Origin of the sequence: Microbispora sp. NPDC049125 (genome assembly GCF_040802045.1) — a bacterium.
Classification (GTDB): domain Bacteria; phylum Actinomycetota; class Actinomycetes; order Streptosporangiales; family Streptosporangiaceae; genus Microbispora.
In genome coordinates, this window is the sequence record NZ_JBEZDW010000017.1 from 28,800 (window position 1) to 47,285 (window position 18,486).

General features: G+C 76.0%; 14 protein-coding genes and 1 riboswitch. All 14 genes read left to right on the forward strand.

The genetic code is table 11. The features are described 5' to 3' along the window. The first annotated feature begins 132 nt into the window (after nt 1-132). A riboswitch (cobalamin riboswitch) is annotated at nt 133-255 on the forward strand. A gap of 111 nt (nt 256-366) precedes the next feature. The 14 genes from AB0B72_RS20860 (at nt 367) to AB0B72_RS20925 (ending at nt 18,420) form a co-directional block, all read left to right on the forward strand. After that, nucleotides 367-1,890 (forward strand): cobyric acid synthase, encoded by a 1,524-nt coding sequence (locus AB0B72_RS20860; RefSeq protein ID WP_367740508.1) that lies wholly within the window; start codon nt 367-369, stop codon nt 1,888-1,890. After that, complete coding sequence (gene cobN, locus AB0B72_RS20865) at nt 1,887-5,492, forward strand: cobaltochelatase subunit CobN (protein ID WP_367740509.1); 3,606 nt, start codon at nt 1,887-1,889, stop codon at nt 5,490-5,492. Before AB0B72_RS20860 ends, cobN begins: the two co-directional genes overlap by 4 nt. Continuing rightward, nucleotides 5,489-7,606 (forward strand): magnesium chelatase subunit D family protein, encoded by a 2,118-nt coding sequence (locus AB0B72_RS20870; RefSeq protein WP_367740510.1) that lies wholly within the window; start codon nt 5,489-5,491, stop codon nt 7,604-7,606. The genes cobN and AB0B72_RS20870 overlap by 4 nt, the downstream gene beginning before the upstream one ends. Then, on the forward strand, nt 7,607-8,221 hold the full coding sequence (cobO, locus tag AB0B72_RS20875) for a cob(I)yrinic acid a,c-diamide adenosyltransferase (RefSeq protein ID WP_367740511.1): 615 nt from the start codon (nt 7,607-7,609) through the stop codon (nt 8,219-8,221). After that, nucleotides 8,215-9,534: a cobyrinate a,c-diamide synthase gene (locus AB0B72_RS20880; protein ID WP_367740512.1), complete on the forward strand. Its 1,320-nt coding sequence runs from the start codon at nt 8,215-8,217 to the stop codon at nt 9,532-9,534. The genes cobO and AB0B72_RS20880 overlap by 7 nt, the downstream gene beginning before the upstream one ends. Next, a complete protein-coding gene (cobI, locus tag AB0B72_RS20885) occupies nt 9,531-10,253 on the forward strand; it encodes a precorrin-2 C(20)-methyltransferase (protein WP_367740513.1) in 723 nt (240 codons plus the stop codon). Before AB0B72_RS20880 ends, cobI begins: the two co-directional genes overlap by 4 nt. Then, a complete protein-coding gene (cobM, locus tag AB0B72_RS20890; protein WP_367740514.1) occupies nt 10,250-11,074 on the forward strand; it encodes a precorrin-4 C(11)-methyltransferase in 825 nt (274 codons plus the stop codon). Before cobI ends, cobM begins: the two co-directional genes overlap by 4 nt. A gap of 77 nt (nt 11,075-11,151) precedes the next feature. Further along, nucleotides 11,152-12,294 (forward strand): cobalt-precorrin-5B (C(1))-methyltransferase, encoded by a 1,143-nt coding sequence (locus AB0B72_RS20895; protein WP_367740515.1) that lies wholly within the window; start codon nt 11,152-11,154, stop codon nt 12,292-12,294. Nucleotides 12,295-12,362: 68 nt separating this feature from the next. After that, nucleotides 12,363-13,613: a precorrin-6y C5,15-methyltransferase (decarboxylating) subunit CbiE gene (gene cbiE / locus AB0B72_RS20900; protein ID WP_367740516.1), complete on the forward strand. Its 1,251-nt coding sequence runs from the start codon at nt 12,363-12,365 to the stop codon at nt 13,611-13,613. Nucleotides 13,614-13,633: 20 nt separating this feature from the next. Further along, on the forward strand, nt 13,634-15,478 hold the full coding sequence (gene cobJ, locus AB0B72_RS20905; protein WP_367740518.1) for a precorrin-3B C(17)-methyltransferase: 1,845 nt from the start codon (nt 13,634-13,636) through the stop codon (nt 15,476-15,478). Beyond that, nucleotides 15,466-15,894 carry an ATP-binding protein gene (locus AB0B72_RS20910; protein WP_367740519.1) on the forward strand — a complete coding sequence of 143 codons (429 nt, stop codon included), beginning with the start codon at nt 15,466-15,468 and terminating at the stop codon, nt 15,892-15,894. Before cobJ ends, AB0B72_RS20910 begins: the two co-directional genes overlap by 13 nt. Next, complete coding sequence (locus AB0B72_RS20915) at nt 15,891-16,949, forward strand: HoxN/HupN/NixA family nickel/cobalt transporter (protein ID WP_367740520.1); 1,059 nt, start codon at nt 15,891-15,893, stop codon at nt 16,947-16,949. The genes AB0B72_RS20910 and AB0B72_RS20915 overlap by 4 nt, the downstream gene beginning before the upstream one ends. After that, nucleotides 16,946-17,518 carry a precorrin-8X methylmutase gene (locus AB0B72_RS20920; RefSeq protein ID WP_367740521.1) on the forward strand — a complete coding sequence of 191 codons (573 nt, stop codon included), beginning with the start codon at nt 16,946-16,948 and terminating at the stop codon, nt 17,516-17,518. The genes AB0B72_RS20915 and AB0B72_RS20920 overlap by 4 nt, the downstream gene beginning before the upstream one ends. Beyond that, the gene (locus AB0B72_RS20925; protein ID WP_367740522.1) at nt 17,515-18,420 is read left to right on the forward strand and encodes a sirohydrochlorin chelatase; all 906 of its coding nucleotides are present in this window, start codon (nt 17,515-17,517) and stop codon (nt 18,418-18,420) included. The genes AB0B72_RS20920 and AB0B72_RS20925 overlap by 4 nt, the downstream gene beginning before the upstream one ends. Nucleotides 18,421-18,486 lie beyond the last annotated feature (66 nt).

Here is an 18,486-nt window from a genome sequence, read left to right on the forward strand (position 1 = left end):
CGCCCGACTGGCGAAGCAGGCGTCGGTCACCAAACTGGGACAAGTCAGTTACTAAGCAGGCATCCGGACAGATCGGTCCTTGCGTCCACGATGGGCGCGGGGTGTATGTTTACGCCGCAAGCGACGGACGTGGAGGAAGCCGGTGTGAATCCGGCGCGGTCCCGCCACTGTCACCGGGGAGCGATCCTCACTCACGCCACTGCCCTCACGGGCGGGAAGGCTGAGGGGAGCGTCGATCCGGGAGCCAGGATACTCCGGCCGTCGGACCTTCGACCGGGGGCGCGGACCTCCAGGGAGGACACGCCATGGCCGTTTCCGGCATGCGCGCAGGCACCTCACCCGTGGTCCCGCGCCCCATACCCTGACGTGCCGCGCCGCGGCGGCGCGCTGCTCGTCGCGGGCACCACCTCCGACGCCGGCAAGAGCATCCTGACCGCCGGGCTGTGCCGGTGGCTGTCCCGCAGAGGCGTCCGGGTCGCGCCGTTCAAGGCGCAGAACATGGCGCTGAACTCGATGGTCACCGCCGACGGCGGCGAGATCGGGCGCGCCCAGGCGATGCAGGCGGCCGCGGCCCGGGTCGAGCCCGAGGCGGCGATGAACCCGGTGCTGCTCAAACCGGCCGGGGAGCGGCACTCGCACGTCGTGGTGCTCGGCCGGGCACACGCCGACGTGGACGCCATGTCCTACCGCGACCACAAGCTGCGCCTGCTCGACGTCGCGCTGGAGGCGCTGGACGGCCTGCGCCGCCGGTTCGACGTCGTCGTCTGCGAGGGCGCGGGCAGCCCGGCCGAGGTCAACCTGCGTGACCGCGACATCGCCAACATGGGCCTGGCCCGCGCCGCCGGCCTGCCGGTCCTGGTCGTGGGCGACATCGACCGCGGTGGCGTGCTCGCGCACTTCGCCGGCACGCTGGCCGTGCTCGACGCCGCCGACCAGCGGCACATCGCGGGCTTCGTCGTCAACAAGTTCCGCGGCGACCCGGCGCTCCTCCAGCCCGGTCTGGACTGGCTGCGCGGCGCGACCGGCCGGCCCTGCCTCGGCGTGCTGCCGTGGCGGTCCGGCCTGTGGCTGGACGTGGAGGACTCCCTCGACCTCGACAGCCGTCCCGGCCTGCTGACCCCGCCCGCCGGCCGTGACGTCCTGCGCGTCGCCCTCGTGCGGCTGCCGCGGATGTCCAACGTCACCGACGCCGACGCCCTCGCCTCCGAGCCGGGGGTGAGCGTGCGCCTGGCCACGACCGCCGCCGAGCTGGACGACGCGGACCTGGTCGTCGTGCCCGGCACCCGGGCGACCGTCTCCGACCTGGGATGGCTGCGCGAGCGCGGCATCGACGCGGCCCTGCGCCGCCGTGCCGCCGAGGGGCGTCCGGTGCTCGGCGTCTGCGGCGGCTACCAGATGCTCGGCGGCGCGATCGACGACGACGTGGAGAGCCGGGCGGGCAGGGTGGACGGCCTCGGGCTGCTTCCCGTGCGCACGGTCTTCTCCCCCGGCAAGGTGCTGGCGCTGCCCACGGGCGCGTGGCGCGGCCACCCGGTCGCGGGCTACCAGATCCACCACGGCCGGGTCACGGCCGACGGCGGGGAGCCGTTCCTGGACGGGTGCCGCGTGGGCGCGGTCTGGGGCACGACGTGGCACGGGATCTTCGAGCACGACGGCTTCCGCCGCGCCTTCCTGGCGGAGGCGGCGGCCGCGGCCGGTCGCGGCTGGCTCCCGGGCGCCGGTTCGTTCGCCGAACGCCGCGAGGCCAGGCTGGACGCCCTGGGCGACCTGGTCGAGGAGCACCTGGACACCGACGCGGTGTGGCGGCTGATCGAGGGCGGCGTGCCCGCCGGCCTTCCCACCGCGGCTTTGACGCTCGGCCACACCCCTCCGGAGGCGGATCCCCGATGACGGCACCCCTGACGGCACCGACGACCACGCCGAAGCCCGCCATGCTGCTGCTTTCCGCCGCCGACACCGAGCTGCTCGCCGCACGCGGCAGCGGAGCGGAGTGGCGGGTCGCCAACCCGGCGCGCGTCACGCCCGGCGAGCTCCCCGGCCTGCTGGAGGGCGTCGGCGTGGTCGTGGTCCGGCTGCTCGGCGGCAGGCAGTCGTGGCCCGAAGGGCTGGACGCCGTGGTGGCCTCCGGGCGCCCGGCCGTGGTGCTCGGCGGCGAGCCCGCGCCCGACGCCGCGCTGATGGCCCTGTCCACCGTGCCGTCCGGGGTGGCGGCCGAGGCGCTCGCGTACCTGACGGCCGGCGGCCCGGACAACCTGCTGGAGCTGCACCGCTTCCTGTCCGACACGCTGCTGCTGACCGGGGAGGGCTTCGCCCCGCCGCGGCCCACTCCCGAGTTCGGCGTGCGGCCGGGCCGGGCCCGCCGAGACGGCCGTCCCCTGGTGGGGGTCGTCTACTACCGGGCCCACGAGCTGTCGGGCAACACGGCGTTCGTCGACGGCCTGTGCGACGCGGTCGAGGCCGCGGGCGCCGACGTGCTGCCCGTGTTCTGCGGGTCGCTGCGCGGCGCCGACGCCGCGCTGTTCGAGCTGCTGCGGCCGGTGGACGCGCTGGTCGTCACCGTGCTCGCCGCCGGGGGCGCGGTCGCGAGCGCCGCCACGGCGGGCGGCGACGAGGACGCGTGGGACGCGGGCGCGCTGGCCGCCCTCGACGTGCCGGTGCTGCAGGGGATGTGCCTGACGACCTCCCGCAAGGCGTGGGCGGAGTCGGACGCGGGGGTCTCCCCCCTCGACGCGGCGATGCAGGTGGCGGTGCCCGAGTTCGACGGCCGCCTGATCACCGTGCCGTTCTCGTTCAAGGAGGACGGGCCGGACGGCGTGCCCGTGTACGTCGCCGACCCCGAGCGCTCCGCCCGGGTCGCCGGGCTCGCGGTGGCCCACGCCCGCCTGCGGCAGGTGCCGAACGCCGCCAAGCGGCTCGCCCTCGTCCTGTCGTCCTACCCCACCAAGCACGCGCGGGTCGGGAACGCCGTCGGGCTCGACACCCCCGCCTCCGCGATCGTGCTGCTGCGCGCCCTGCGCGACGCGGGGTACGACGTGGGGGACGCGCCCGGCGACGGGGACGAGCTCATCCACACCCTCATCGCCGCGGGCGGCCACGACGTCGAATGGCTGACCGAGGAGCAGCTCAGCGCGGCTCCCGCCCGGGTGCCACTCCGTGCGTACACGTCCTGGTTCGAGGCCCTGCCGGACGCGCTGCGCGAGGCCGTCACCGCGCACTGGGGGCCGCCGCCCGGGTCGCTCTACGTCGACGGGACCGACATCGTGCTCGCGGCGCTGCGGTTCGGCAACGTCCTGGTGGCGATCCAGCCGCCCCGGGGCTTCGGGGAGAACCCGGTCGCGATCTACCACGACCCGGCGCTGCCGCCGAGCCACCACTACCTCGCGACGTACTGGTGGCTGGCGCGGGAGTTCGGCGCGCACGCGGTGGTGCACCTCGGCAAGCACGGCACCCTGGAATGGCTGCCGGGCAAGGGGCTGGGCCTGTCGGCGTCCTGCGCCCCCGACGCGGCGCTGGCGGACCTGCCGCTGGTCTACCCCTTCATCGTCAACGACCCCGGCGAGGGCACCCAGGCCAAGCGGCGGGCGCACGCGACCGTCGTCGACCACCTCATCCCGCCGATGGCCAGGGCCGAGTCGTACGGCGACCTCGCCAAACTGGAGCAGCTGCTCGACGAGCACGCCACGGTCGCGGCCCTCGACCCGGCGAAGCTGCCGGCCGTGCGGGCGCAGCTGTGGACGCTGATCCAGGCGGCCCAGCTCCACCATGACCTGCACGTGGACGACCGGCCGGGCGACGACGAGTTCGACGAGTTCCTGCTGCACGTGGACGGCTACCTGTGCGAGATCAAGGACGCGCAGATCCGCGACGGCCTGCACATCCTCGGGCAGGCGCCCACCGGGGAGGCCCGGGTCAACCTCGTGCTCGCCGTGCTGCGCGCCAGGCAGGTCTGGGGCGGCTCCGCCGGCGCCCTGCCGGGCCTGCGGGAGGCGCTGGGCCTGTCCGAGGGCGACACGGGGGGCCTCACCGGCGGCGAGGGCGCACGAGGCGAGGTCGACCGGTTCGAGGCCGAGGCGCGGCGGCTGGTCCAGGCGATGGAGGACCACGGCTGGGACCCCGGCGCGGCGGACGCCGTCTCCCCGCTGCCGGAGGTGGCGAGGGTGCTGCGCTTCGCCGCCGCCGAGGTGGTGCCCCGGCTCGGCCGCACGACGGACGAGGTGGACAACGTGCTGCACGCCCTCGACGGCGGCTACGTCCCCGCCGGGCCGTCCGGGTCGCCGACGCGCGGGCTGGTCAACGTGCTGCCGACCGGCCGCAACTTCTACTCGGTCGATCCCAAGGCGATCCCGTCGCGGCTGGCCTGGGAGACGGGCGTGGCGCTGGCCGCGTCGCTGGCCGACCGCTACCGCGCCGACACCGGCGAGTGGCCGCGCACCGTGGGCCTGACGGTCTGGGGCACCAGCGCGATGCGCACCCAGGGCGACGACATCGCCGAGGTCCTCGCGCTGCTCGGGGCCCGGCCGACGTGGGACGACGCCTCCCGCCGGGTGACCGGCTTCGAGGTGGTGCCGGTGGAGGAGCTGGGCCGGCCGAGGGTGGACGTCGTGGTGCGGATCAGCGGCTTCTTCCGCGACGCCTTCCCCCACGTGGTCGCCCTGCTCGACGAGGTCGTCCGGGCCGTGGCCGCGCTGGACGAGCCCGAGGAGGTCAACCCGCTGCGGGCGCACGTGGCCGCCGACCTGGCCCGCCACGGCGACGGCCGCCGGGCCACCAGCCGCGTCTTCGGCTCCAGGCCCGGGGCGTACGGCGCCGGGCTGCTGCCGCTCATCGACGCGCGCAACTGGCGTGACGACGCCGACCTCGCCGAGGTGTACGCCGTCTGGGGCGGTTACGCGTACGGCAGCGGCCTGGACGGGCGGGAGGCCCGCGCCGACATGGAGGCGGCGTTCCGCCGGATCGACGTCGCGGCGAAGAACCAGGACAACCGTGAGCACGACATCGCCGACTCCGACGACTACTTCCAGTACCACGGCGGGATGGTGGCGATGGTCCGCCACCTGACCGGCACGTCCCCGGCGGCGTACGTGGGCGACTCGCACGTCCCCGACGCGGTCCGCACGCGCACGCTCGGCGAGGAGACGCGCCGCGTGTTCCGCTCACGGGTGGTCAACCCCCGGTGGATCGCCGCGATGCGGCGGCACGGCTACAAGGGGGCGTTCGAGATGGCGGCGACGGTGGACTACCTGTTCGGCTTCGACGCGACGGCCGGGGTGGTGGACGACTGGATGTACGAGTCGCTCGCCGCGTCGTACGTCTTCGATCCCGAGGTCCGGGAGTTCATGCGCACATCCAACCCGTGGGCGTTGCGCGGCATCGCCGAGCGGCTGCTTGAGGCGGCCGACCGGGGCCTGTGGGAACGGCCGTCGCCGGAGACCCTCGACGGGCTGCGCGAGACGTACCTGGAGCTCGAAGGCGATCTGGAGGCGGGCAAGTGACCGTGACGTACCCGTTCAGCGCGGTCGTCGGGCTCGGCGACCTCAAGCGGGCGCTGCTGCTGAACGCCGTGTCCCCGGCGATCGGCGGCGTGCTCGTCCGCGGCGAGAAGGGCACCGCCAAGTCGACCGTGGTGCGGTCGCTGGCGGCGCTGCTGCCGCGGGTTCACGTCACGTCGGGCTGCCGGTTCTCCTGCGACCCCGCCGCGCCCGACCCCGGCTGCCCGGACGGCCCCCACCCCGAGGGCGCGCCCGGCGTCGTACGGCCCGCGCGGCTGGTCGAGCTGCCCGTCGGGGCGAGCGAGGACCGGGTGGCCGGCTCGCTCGACCTGGAGCGGGCGCTCACCGAGGGCGTGCGCGCGTTCGAGCCCGGTCTGCTGGCCGCCGCCCACCGGGGCGTGCTCTACGTCGACGAGGTCAACCTGCTGCACGACCATCTGGTGGACCTGCTGCTGGACGCCGCCGCCATGGGGACGTCGTACGTGGAGCGTGAAGGGGTGTCGGTCCGGCACGCCGCCCGGTTCCTGCTGGTCGGCACGATGAACCCGGAGGAGGGCGAGCTGCGCCCGCAGCTTCTCGACCGCTTCGGCCTGGCGGTGGAGGTGCGCGCCTCCCGCGACCCGGTGGAGCGGGCCGAGGTCGTGCGGCGGCGGCTGACCTACGAGGGCGATCCGGCCGGGTTCGCGGCGGCCTACGAGGGCGGGGACCGCGACCTCGCCGGGCGGATCGAGGCCGCCCGCGCCCGGCTCCCCCTGGTGGCGCTTCCCGACGCGGCGCTGCGGCAGATCACGGCGGTCTGCGCGGCGTTCGACGTCGACGGCCTGCGCGCCGACCTGGTGATGGCGCGCGCCGCCGTCGCGCTGGCCGCCTGGGAGGGCCGCCTGGAGGTGAACGCCGACGACGTACGCGCGGCGGCCCGGCTCGCGCTGCCCCACCGCCGCCGCAGGGACCCGTTCGACTCCCCCGGCGTCGACGAGGAGCAGCTCGACCGGGCCCTTGAGGACGCCGTGAAGGCCTTCCCACCCGGCACGACCGGCGCCTCGGAGGCTGACGGCGACGGCGATGACGATGACGACGGCCCCGGAGGCGGAGGCCGGCCCACGGACGGCCCCAACGGCCCGATCACCCCGGACGCGCGGAACGGCGCGGACGGCGCGGCGCCGCCTTCCGGCCCGGACGGCGCACACCCCGGCGCACACCCCGGCGCACACCCCGGCGGAGACGCGCGGCAGGGCGGCGATCAGCGTGACGAGCAGGGCTGCGAGCAGGGCGGTGGGAAGCATGCCCAGCAGCGCGGTGAGCAGGCGGCTGTGGCACCCGGCGCGGCGTACCGGCCCCGGCTGCTCACCCCACGGGCGGTGGGCGAGGGCGGCCCGGCGGGACGGCGCGGCCGGACCACCGGGGGCTCCGGCAGGGCCGTGGGCGCGCGGCCTCCCGCCGGGCGGCTCCAGCGGCTCCACCTCGCGGCCACGCTCGCGGCGGCGGCTCCGCACCAGCGGGCCCGGTCACGCGACGGCGGCCCCCTGGTCGTACGGCGCGGCGATCTGCGCGAGGCCGTCAGGGAGGGGCGCGAGTCGAACCTCGTGCTGTTCTGCGTGGACGCGAGTGGCTCGATGGCGGCCCGCTCCCGGATGCGGGCGGTGAAGGGCGCTGTGCTGTCGCTGCTGCTCGACGCCTACCAGCGCCGCGACAAGGTGGGACTGGTGACCTTCCGTGGCGATGAGGCCACGCTGGCGCTGCCCCCCACCTCCAGCGTCGAGCTGGCCTCCGGACGGCTGGCGGCGCTGCCGACGGGGGGGCGCACCCCGCTCGCCGCCGGCCTGCGGCGCGCCGCCCGGGTGCTCGCCACCGAGCGGCTGCGCGACCCCCGGCGGCGCCCGCTGCTGGTGGTCGTCACCGACGGCCGGCACACCTCGGGGCCCGACCCGGTGGAGATCGCCCGGCGGCTCGCCGCCGACGGCGTCGCGAGCGTGGTCGTCGACTGTGAGCACGGCCCGGTACGGCTCGGCATGGCCGGCCGGCTGGGCGCCGCCCTCGAAGGGGTGGTCCTGAGGCTCGACGAGCTGGCGGCCGAAGGGCTGGCCGACGTGGTGCGCGACGTGAGAAGGGTGGCGTAGATGCCGCAGGGCAGGCCGGTGGCGGTGCCCGACGACGGGCTGACGACGCGGGAGCGGCGCGGCCGCCCGCTCGTCATCGTGCACACCGGGGAGATGAAGGGGAAGTCGACGGCCGCCTTCGGCCTGGCGCTGCGCGCGTGGAACCAGGGCTGGCCGATCGGGGTGTTCCAGTTCGTCAAGAGCGCGAAATGGCGGGTCGGCGAGGAGGCGGCGCTGCGCGCCCTCGGGCGGCTGCACGGCGAGACGGGCGAGGGCGCGCCGGTGAGCTGGCACAAGATGGGTGAGGGCTGGTCGTGGATCCAGCGGCCCGGCACCGAGGCCGACCACGCCGCCGACGCCCGCGAGGGCTGGGAGCAGGTCAGACGCGATCTGGCGGCGCAGACCTACCGGTTCTACGTCCTCGACGAGTTCACGTACCCGATGAAGTGGGGCTGGGTCGACGCCGCCGAGGTGGTCGCCGCGCTGCGGGACCGGCCGGGCAACCAGCACGTGGTGATCACAGGCCGCGACGCCGACCCGCGCCTCGTCGAGGCCGCGGACCTCGTGGTGGAGATGACCAAGGTCAAGCATCCGATGGACGCCGGCCAGAAGGGACAGAGGGGCATCGAATGGTGAGCATCCCCCGTGTGGTGGTCGCGGCCCCGGCCTCGGGCAGCGGGAAGACCACCGTCGCCACCGGGCTGATGGCGGCGCTGTCGGCCCGTGGCCTGGCGGTCTCGCCGCACAAGGCCGGCCCCGACTACATCGACCCCGGTTATCACGCGGTCGCGACCGGGCGGCCGGGGCGCAACCTCGACCCGTACCTGGTCGGCGAGGCCCTGGTGGCCCCGCTGTTCGCGCACGGCGCCCGGGGCGCGGACGTCGCCGTGGTCGAGGGCGTGATGGGCCTGTTCGACGGCCGGGGAGCGACCGGGGAGGCGTCCACGGCCCACGTGGCGCGGCTGCTCGGCGCGCCGGTGCTGCTGGTCGTCGACGCCTCCTCGCAGTCGTCGTCCGTGGCGGCGCTCGTCCACGGGTTCGCGACGTACGACCCGTCGGTCCGGGTCGCCGGGGTGGTGCTCAACCGGGTGGGGTCGCGGCGCCACGAGGAGATCCTGCGCGAGGCGCTGGCGCCGCTGGGCGTCCCGGTCGCCGGGGCGCTGCCGCGTGACGCCGCCGCGCACGTCCCGTCCCGGCATCTCGGGCTGGTGCCCGCCGGGGAGCGGGAAGGCGCGGCGCGGCGGGCCGTCGCGGCGCTCGGCGCGCTGGTCGAGCGGCACTGCGACGTCGAAGCGATCGTGCGCCTCGCCTCCTCCGCCCCGCCGCTCGCCGCCGTCCCCTGGTCCCCCGGCGACGCGGTGGGCGCGCCGGTGACGGGCCGCCCGACGGTGGCGCTCGCCGCCGGCCCCGCCTTCACGTTCTCGTACGCCGAGACCGCCGAGCTGCTCGCCGCGGCGGGAGCCGACGTCGCCCTCGTCGACCCGCTGCGGGACGAGGCGCTGCCCGCAGGCACGCGCGGGCTGGTGATCGGCGGCGGCTTCCCCGAGGTCCACGCCGCCGAGCTGTCGGAGAACCGTGCACTGCGCGACGACGTCGTACGGCTGGCCGCGCGCGGCCTTCCCGTGGTGGCCGAGTGCGCCGGGCTGCTGTACCTCGCCGAGTCGCTGGACGGCGTCCCCATGTGCGGGGTGCTTCCGGTCCGGGCCCGGATGACGGGGCGGCTGACGCTCGGCTATCGGGAGGCCGTACGGCACGACGGGCCCGTGGTGCGCGCCCACGAGTTCCACCGCACCGCCTGCTCCCCCTCAGCCGGGGAGACCGCGGCGTACACGCTGGCGGACGGCCGGCGGGAGGGGTTCGCCCGGGGCGGCGTGCACGCCTCCTACCTGCACCCGCACTGGGCGGGCGTGCCGCGCCTGGCGCGCGACCTCGTGGAGGCCGCCGCGTGAGGCCGGTCCTGACAGGGGTGGGCGTGGGCCCGGGAGACCCCGAGCTGGTGACGGTGAAGGGCGTTCGCACGCTGCGGGAGGCCGACCTGGTCGTCGTCCCCGTCGGCGACACCGGCGAGGAGGGGCGCGCCGAGCGCATCGTCCGCGCGCACGCCGACCGTGAGGTGCGCCGGCTCGTCTTCGCGCTCACCGACGGGCCGCGCCGCGACGACGCCTGGGACGAGGCGGGCGCGGCCGTGGCCGCCGCGTACGCGAACGGCTGCCGGACCGTCGCCTTCGCCACCATCGGCGACCCCAACGTCTACAGCACGTTCACCTATCTCGCGGAGACCGTGCGGAGGCTCGTGCCGGAGGTGGAGGTGCGCACGGTGCCCGGAGTGACGGCCATGCAGGCGCTCGCGTCAGGCAGCGGCACCGTCCTGGTCGAGGGCCGCGAGTCGCTCGCCCTGATGCCGCTGACCGCGGGGATCGGGACGCTGCGCCAGGCGCTCGACACCCATGACACCGTCGTGGCGTACAAGGGAGGGCGCGTGCTGCCGCAGGTGCTCGCCGCGGTCCGGGACGCCGGGCGGCTCGGCCAGGCGGTGTACGGCGCGGCGCTCGGGCTCCCGGACGAGCGGATCCGCGCCGCCGCGGGCCTCGACCCCGCCGTCCCGGCTCCGTACCTGTCGTCGCTGCTCATCACCCGCCCGCGTACGGCACGAGGGGGCCGGCTGTGAACGGCGGCGCCGCGGCGCGCGGATCGGTGACGTTCGTGGGGGCGGGGCCCGGCGCGGCCGACCTGCTCACGCTGCGCGGGGCCGCCGCGATCGGGCGGGCGGACGTCGTGGTGTGGGCCTCCAGCCTCGTGCACCCCGGCGTGCTCGCCCACGCCCGGCCGGGCGCGCGGCTGGTCGACTCGGCGGCGGCGCCGCTGGAGCAGGTGATCGGGATCTACGAGGAGGCGGCCAGGGACGGCCTGCACGTGGCCCGGGTGCACTCCGGCGACCCCGCGTTGTGGGGGGCGGTGCAGGAGCAGCTCGACCGGTGCGCGGCGATGGGCCTGGGGACGGAGATCGTGCCGGGGGTGTCCAGCTTCACCGCGGTCGCCGCCGCCGTGGGGCGGGAGCTCACGATCCCCGAGGTCGCGCAGTCGGTCGTCCTCACCCGGCTGGAGGGCGGCAAGACGCCCATGCCTCCGGGCGAGACGGTCAGGGAGTTCGCCGCGCACGGGACGACGATGGCGCTGTTCCTGTCGGCCGCCCGCTCGGGGCAGCTCCAGGAGGAGCTCCTGGCGGGCGGCTACCCGCCGGAGACGCCGTGCGTGGTCGGCTACCGGGTGACGTGGGAGGACGAGCTCGTCCTGCGCTGCCGTCTCGACGAGCTCGCCGGCACCGTGCGGGCGCACAAGCTGTGGAAGCACACGCTGGTGCTCGTCGGGCCCGCCCTGGACGCCGAGGGCACCCGCTCGCACCTCTACCACCCGGGGCACTTCCACGGGTACCGCCGTCCCGATCCCGCCGCCCGCCGCGCGCTGCGGTCCTCGCGGGGCACGCCATGAGCGGCCCGCGGGAACCGGCGCGGGGCAGCGAGCCAGCCGGGGGGCCGGCGCCGGAAAGCGCGCGGGAATCGGAACCCGTGCGCACCGAGGGCCCGGCGCTGCGGGAGCCGGACCTGCCGCGGACGATGCGCGTGCGAAAGCGCGCCCTGCGCACGGGCTGGACCACGGGCACGTGCAGCGCCGCGGCGGCCAAGGCCGCCAGCATCGCGCTCGCGTCCGGCGGCACCCCGCCGGTCGTGGACACGCCGCTGCCGGGGGGCGGCCGGGTGACGCTGCCGGTGGACTCCTACGACATCCGCGCGGACCGGGCCGTCGCCGTCGTCGTGAAGGACGCGGGCGACGACCCGGACGTGACGCACGGCGCGCACATGACGGCGACCGTCTCCTGGCGGGCCGAGGCCGGGGTGGAGCTGGACGGCGGAGTCGGCGTCGGCGTCGTCACCCGGCCGGGGCTCGGCCTGGAGGTCGGCGGACCGGCCATCAACCCGACGCCGCGTGCGCAGATCACCCAGGCGGTCGGCGAGATCGTCGACCTCGGGCGCCGGGGCGTCCGCGTGGTCATCAGCGTGCCCGAGGGAGAACGGATGGCTCGCAAGACCACCAACGCCCGGCTCGGCATCCTGGGCGGGATCTCCATCCTCGGCACAAGCGGGGTCGTGCGGCCCTTCTCCACGGAGTCGTGGCGCTCCTCGGTGGTCCAGGCGATCGGCGTCATGGCGGCACAGGGCGAGCGCACCCTGGTCATGTCGACCGGCGGGCGCACCGACCGGGCCGCCATGCTGCTGCGTCCCGACCTTCCCGAGGTCTGCTTCGTCGAGGTCGGCGACTTCACCGGCGCGGCGCTGCGCCGGGCCGCCGAAGAGGGGCTCGCCGACGTCGTGTTCGTCGGAATGGTGGGCAAGCTCGCCAAGCTGGCGGCCGGGGTGCTCATGACCCACTACACCCGTTCCAAGATCGATCTGGCCCTGCTGGCCGACATCACCCGGGAGGCGGGCGGCGGTCCGGAACTCGCCGGTGCGGTGGACGGCGCCAACACCGCCCGGCACGCGTACGAGCTGTGGGAGGCGGCGGGGCTGCTCGGACCGGCCGGGCGGCTGGTGTGCCGCCGGGTCAAGGAGGTCCTGGAGCGGTTCAGCGACGGCGCGCTCACGGCCACCGTCGTGATGGTCGATCCCGACGGCCGCGCCTCGGTCGCCTCCAGCGAGGAGGCGACGCCGTGACCCGGACGAGCCCGCCGGCGTCCCCGGGCATTCCTGCCTCCTTGGGCGTTCCGGTGTCCTCGCGCGTTGTGGGGGACGATGCGGCCACGGTGAGAGAGGCGGCGCAGGCGGGTGCCCGGACGAGCGCCGCGAGCCCCACGCGGGGCGTGACCGTCATCGGCGTGGACGACCGGCCGCCCGCGGCGTGGGCGGCGGAGCGGCTCGCCGGGGCGACCCTGGTCGTCGGCGCGGCACGGCACCTCGACGCGCTCGCGGTTCCGGCGCGCGCCGCCCGGCACGTGCTCGGCGACGTCGCCGCGGGGATCGACGCGATCCGGCGCCACCCCGGCCCGGCCGTCGTGCTCGCCTCCGGCGACCCCGGCTTCTTCGGCATCGTCCGCCTGCTCCGCGAGCGTGGTGTCGACGCCGAGGTGGCTCCCGCCGTGTCGTCGGTCGCCTCGGCGTTCGCGCTCGCCGGGCACAGCTGGGACGACGCGGTCGTCGTCAGCGCCCACGGGCGGGACCCGCGCCGCGCGATCAACGCCTGCCGTGCCCTGCCGAAGGTCGCCGTGCTCACCGCGCCGGGGAGCGGCCCGGCGGAGATCGCCACCGCCCTGCGGGGCTGGCCCCGCCGTCTCGTCGTGGCGGAACGGATCGGTGCGCCGGATCAGCGGATCACCGAGTGCACGCCGGAGCAGGCCGCCTCCCGCGCGTGGGCCGACCCCAACGTGGTGCTGACGCTCGCCGAGCGTCCGGCGCCCCGGGGCTGGGCGGCGCCGCGCCGGCAGGGCCCCGAGCGCTGGGCGCTGCCTGAGGAGTCGTTCGACCACCGCGACGGGATGATCACCAAGGCGGAGGTGCGGGCGCTGGCGCTCGCCCACCTCGGCCCCGGAGTGGGCGACCTCGTCTGGGATCTCGGTTGTGGCAGCGGCTCGGTGGCCGTCGAGTGCGCGCGGTTCGGCGCCGCCGCGCTGGCGGTGGACCGCGACGGCGGCCAGTGCGACCGGGCACGCCGCAACGCCGCCGCCCACGATGTGGAGGTGCGCGTGGTCCACGCGGACGCGCCCGCCTGCCTGGCCGGCCTGCCCGATCCCGACACGGTCTTCGTGGGCGGCGGCGGCCCCGATGTGGTCGCCGAGGCGGCGGGACGTGGCGCCCGCTCCGTCGTGGTGGCGCTGGCCGCCGTCGACCGGGTGCCCGCCGCCCGCGACGCCCTGCGGGCGCGGTCGTACGACGTCGGCGGCATGACCGTCACAGCGAGCCGGTTCGCCGACCTGCCCGGCGGGGCCACCCGCCTCGCCGCGACCAACCCGGTCTTCCTCGTGTGGGGGCACCGATGACGCCCGAGGAGGAGGCCCGCATGACCCCCGAGAGGCCGATGGACGGCATGGCGATGACCGGGCCCGTGAACGGACCGGCGGACGGGCGTGGGGACGGACCGGCGGACGGGCCGGTGAACGGACCGGCGGACGGGCGTGGGGACGGACCGGCGGACGGGCGTGGGGACGGGCCGCTGATCGGGCTGGTGACGGCGACGAAGGCGGGCCGTGCCGCCGCCGGCCTGCTCGGTGAGCGGTGGCCGGCCGTCCGCCGGTACGCCGTGACGGACCTGGAGCGGGCCTGGCGGGAGTGTGACCAGATCGTCTGCTTCCTGGCGGTCGGAGCGGCCGTCCGGCTGCTCGCTCCGCTGCTGGCGGACAAGCGCCGCGATCCCGGCGTGGTGTGCGTGGACGAGGCGCGCCGATTCGCGATCGCCGTCGTGGGCGGGCACGCCGGAGGCGCCAACACCCTCGCGTACCGGGTGGCCGACGCTCTCGGCGCCACACCCGTGGTCACCACCGCCACCGACGCCACCGGCACCGGGCCGCTCGACGAGCTCGGCGGGCTCGGCATGCCGGTCGAGGGCGACGTGGCGGCGGTGACCCGGGCGATGCTCGACGGCGACGAGGTGACGCTGGCCGCGGACGCCCTCTGGCCGCTGCCGCCGCTCCCCGTCGTCCCCCTGCCCGTCGTCCCGAGCGGCGTCGGCTCACTCGCCCTCACCCCGGCCGTGATGGTCACCGACCGCGTCGTGGAGCCGCCCCGGCCGTCCGTCGTCGTACGGCCGCCGAGCCTCGTCGTCGGCGTCGGCGGCAGCCGGGGCGTCACCTCGGACGAGGTGCTCACCCTGATCACGACGGCCCTGCGGGACGCGGAGCTGGCCGCCGGCTCGGTCGTACGGCTGGCGACCGCCGACGTCAAGGCCGGCGAGCCCGGGATCGTGGAGGCGGCCCGAGCGCTCGGAGTGCCACTGGTGACCTACCCCGCCGGCAGGCTGGCGGAGATCGAGGTGCCCCACCCGAGCGAGGTGGTCCGGGACGCCGTCGGCACTCCCAGCGTCGCCGAGGCGGCGGCACTCGCGGGCGGCGGCGACCTCGTCGTGCCGAAACGCAAGTCGCCGATGGCGACGGTCGCCGTGGCACGCCTGCGGCCCCGGGGCCGGCTCGCGATCGTCGGTCTCGGGCCCGGGGCCCGTGACCTGGTGACGCCGCGCGCTGTCGCCGAGCTGCGCCGCAGCGCGTACGTCGTGGGGCTCGACCAGTACGTCGCGCAGGTACGCGACCTGCTGCGCCCCGGCACGCACGTGGTGGAATCCGGCCTCGGCGCGGAAGAGGAGCGGGCACGCACCGCCGTGCGCCTGGCCGCGGACGGGCACGCGGTCGCGCTCGTGGGCAGCGGCGACGCCGGGATCTACGCGATGGCGAGCCCCGCGCTGGAGTGCGCCGACGACACGTTCGACGTGGTCGGCGTGCCGGGGGTGACGGCGATGCTCGCGGCCTCCGCCCTGCTCGGCGCGCCGCTCGGCCACGACCACTGCGCGATCAGCCTGTCGGACCTGCACACCCCGTGGGAGGCGATCGAGCGGCGGGTGCGGGCGGCTGCGGAGGCCGACCTGGTGGTCGCCTTCTACAACCCCCGTTCACGGCAGCGGGGCTGGCAGCTGCCCAAGGCGCTGGAGATCCTCGCCCGGCGGCGTCCGCCCGGCACTCCCGTCGGTGTGGTCACCGACGCGACCCGCGAGAGGGAGGCCGTGTCACTCACCACACTCGGCGGCCTCGACGTGGGGACCGTGAGCATGCGCAGCGTCGTCATCGTCGGCTCGACGCGGAGCCGGGTCGTGGCGGGCCGGTTCGTCACGCCGCGGGAGTACGCATGGCAGCGCTGAGCGACTCCGGCCCCCGTGCCGTCACCGGAACCGGAACCGTCACCGGAACCGGGGCCGGGGCCGGGGCCGATCGCGGGACCAGAGCCCGGTTCCCAGCCGTGGCCGCGACCACCGCGACGGCGTACACGGCCTCCTATGCCGTGACGGCGGAATGCGCGGGGTGCGGCGCCTGCCTGCTCACCTGCCCGGAACACGCCATCCGGCCGGGTGAGAGCGGGGCGCTGCTGGTGCTCGGCGACCGGTGCAGCGGTTGCGGCGAGTGCGTGGAGGTCTGCCCGGTGGACGCCGTCGTGCGGATCAGTCCAGACGAACGGCTCGACCCGGCTGTGCGGAACAGCCCATACGAACAGCTCGACCCGGCCGTGCGAAACAGCCCGGCCGAACCGATCAGGCCAGTCGTGGAGGTGCGCCGATGAGTTCCCCGACGTACGCGCATTCCCGGTGGACGGCCGGCGAGCGGATGCGGATCGGCGGCATCGTCGCCGTCGTGGCCGTGCTGCACATCGCCGGCTGGTCGCTGTACCTGTACTACGCCGACGGACTCGCCGGGGCGGGCGCGTTCGCGGGCGCCGGAACCCTCGCCTACAGCCTCGGCATCCGTCACGCCTTCGACGCCGACCACATCGCGGCGATCGACGACACCACCCGGCTCATGCTCCAGCGGGGCAGCCGCCCGGTGGGCGTCGGCTTCTTCTTCGCGCTCGGCCATTCCACCGTGGTGCTGGCGCTCGCCCTGATCGTCGCGGCGGCCGCGGGCGCCGCCGGGGACGGCGTCGAGAGCTTCCGGCACATCGGCGGCGTCGTCTCGCAGGTCGTGGCGATGTCGTTCCTGCTGCTCGTGGCGGTGCTCAACGGCCTGGTGCTCGCCGGTGTCATCGGCCTGTGGCGGCGGATGACCCGGGGAGCCCTCGGCCGGGACGAGCTGGAGCTCCTCCTTCTCAACCGTGGCCTGCTCAACCGCATTCTCGGCCGCCGCGCGCGGGGGATGATCCGGTCCTCCTGGCACATGTACCCGGTCGGCCTGCTGTTCGGGCTGGGCCTGGAGACGGCGAGCGAGGTGACGCTGCTGGCGCTGTCGGCGAGCACGGCCTCCCAGGGCGGGCTGCCCACTCTCGCCGTCCTCACCCTGCCCCTGCTGTTCGCCGCCGGGATGACGGCGTGCGACACCGCCGACAGCCTGCTGATGTCGCGGGCCTACTCGTGGGCCTATCGCAGCCCCGCCCGGCGGCTGTACTACAACGCGGCCACCACCGGGATGACCGTGGTCGTCGCCGCGTTCATCGCGACCGTCTACCTCGCGGGGCTCCTGGTGGACGCCACCGGGGCGGGCGGCCCGCTCGCCGCGTACGCCGGGCTCGCGGACCGTTTCGAGGTGCTCGGCTACGTGATCGTCGCGCTGTTCGTCACCGCGTGGGCGGTCGCCGCCCTCGTGTGGCGGCTGTCCGGGCTTGGACGGAGGTACGCCGAGTGAGGGCCGTCCACCCCATCGAGGCGCGCTCGTACGAGATCCTCCGCTCGCGCGCCGACACCTCGTTCCTGCCGCCGCTGACCCGGGCCGTCGTCGAGCGGGTCGTCCACGCCAGCGCCGACCTCGGCTATCTCCACGACGTCGTGGTCTCGTCGGAGGAGGACCTCCGGGCGGCCGTGGACGCCCTGCGCGCCGGGGCCCCGGTCGTCACCGACGTCGAGATGGTCGCCTCCGGCATCACCGGGGTCACCCCGGTCTGCCACATCCGCGGCGCCGTGGCCCGGGACGGGCTGACCCGCAGCGCCGCCGCGATCCGGCTGGCGTACGACGAGGTCGGCCCCGGGGCGGTCTGGGCCGTCGGCAACGCCCCGACGGCACTGGAGGAGCTGCTGCGCCTCGACGCCCGGCCCGCCCTCGTCGTGGGCCTGCCCGTGGGCTTCGTCGGCGCCGCCGAGTCCAAGGAGGCGTTGCGGGCGTCCGGCCTGCCCGCCGTCAGCAACCGCGGCGAGAAGGGCGGCTCCGCCGTCGCCGCCGCGGCCGTCAACGCACTGCTCTACTGGGAGGCACCGTGATCGACCGGACAGGGATCGACCGGACGGACGCGGGCGGCCGGGCGCTGCTCCTCGTGGGGCACGGCACGCGGGACGCCGAGGGCGTCCGCGACTTCCACCGCTTCGTCGACCTGGTGGCGGACCGGGCGGACGTGCCGGTCGCCGGGGGGTTCATCGAGCTGTCCCGCCCGCCCCTGCGTGAGGCGGTCGCCTCCCTGGTGGCCGCCGGGCACACGCGGCTCGGCGTCGTCCCGCTGGTGCTGGTCGCGGCCGGGCACGCCAAGGGAGACATCCCGGCGGCACTCCACCGCGAGATCGCCCGCCATCCCGGGCTTCGCCACGCGTACGGCAGGCCGCTCGGGCCGCATCCCGCGCTGCTCGGCCTGCTCGACGAGCGGATCGACGCCGTCGTCGGCCCCTCGGAGCGGGCGGACACCACCGTCGTCCTCGTGGGCCGTGGCTCCACCGACCCCGACGCCAACGCCGAGCACGTCAAGGTGGCCAGGCTCCTGTGGGAGGGCCGCGGGCTGGCCGCGGTGGAGCCCGCGTTCATCAGCCTGGCCTCCCCCGGCGTCCCCGCCGCCCTGGAGCGGGCCCGGCTCCTCGGGGCCAGGCGCGTCGTCGTCCTGCCGTACTTCCTGTTCAACGGGCTGCTTCCGGCCCGTACGGCGGAGCAGGCGCGGGCGTGGGCCGCCGGGCACCCGGAGGTGGACGTGCGCTGCGCCGGCGTGATCGGGCCCGCGCCGGAGCTGGCCGGCCTCGCCCTGGAACGCTACCGGGAGGCGCTGCGAGGCGACATCAGGATGAACTGCGACACGTGCGTCTACCGCGTGGCCATGCCCGGTCACGAGCACCGGGTGGGCGTCGCGCAGCACCCGCACGACCACCCCGACGACCCGGCGCACGTCCACGCGCACGCCTGACGCCGTACCGCGTCCTTGACCTGAACCTTACTTCAACTTGCATCGTTGGACGGGGGCCCGCCCGGG

Excerpts from the sequence above, each read along its gene's own strand:
- cobN (WP_367740509.1), top strand. The coding sequence starts at position 1,887 with ATGACGGCACCCCTGACGGCACCGACGACCACGCCGAAGCCCGCCATG.
- cobO (WP_367740511.1), top strand. The coding sequence starts at position 7,607 with ATGCCGCAGGGCAGGCCGGTGGCGGTGCCCGACGACGGGCTGACGACG.
- AB0B72_RS20880 (WP_367740512.1), top strand. The coding sequence starts at position 8,215 with ATGGTGAGCATCCCCCGTGTGGTGGTCGCGGCCCCGGCCTCGGGCAGC.
- cobJ (WP_367740518.1), top strand. The coding sequence starts at position 13,634 with ATGACCCCCGAGAGGCCGATGGACGGCATGGCGATGACCGGGCCCGTG.
- AB0B72_RS20910 (WP_367740519.1), top strand. The coding sequence starts at position 15,466 with ATGGCAGCGCTGAGCGACTCCGGCCCCCGTGCCGTCACCGGAACCGGA.
- AB0B72_RS20915 (WP_367740520.1), top strand. The coding sequence starts at position 15,891 with ATGAGTTCCCCGACGTACGCGCATTCCCGGTGGACGGCCGGCGAGCGG.